The organism is Bradyrhizobium sp. Kon10, assembly GCF_055807395.1.
The window spans coordinates 1-251 of record NZ_JBVVOZ010000318.1; the positions used below are offsets into that span (position 1 = coordinate 1).

The following is a 251-nucleotide window of genomic DNA, read 5'->3' on the forward strand; positions in this document are numbered from 1 at the left end:
GGAGATTTTCGATGACCCGCACGCCCGGTTTCAACACGCTCGCCGTCCATGCGGGGGCCAAGCCCGATCCGGCGACCGGCGCGCGTGCCACGCCGATCTACCAGACGACCTCCTTTGTCTTCGATGATGCCGATCATGCCGCCTCGCTGTTCGGACTAAAAGCCTTCGGCAACATCTATACCCGGATCATGAACCCGACGCAGGCGGTGCTGGAAGAGCGTATCGCGGCGCTCGAAGGCGGCACGGCGGGG

1 protein-coding gene is annotated in these 251 nt (G+C 64.5%); it reads left to right on the forward strand.

Annotated elements, in window-relative coordinates; genetic code table 11:
* Nucleotides 1–11 precede the first annotated feature (11 nt).
* The coding region (locus AC0L2O_RS37195) for a PLP-dependent transferase (protein ID WP_473373254.1) at nucleotides 12–251 on the forward strand (240 nt) is incomplete at its 3' end.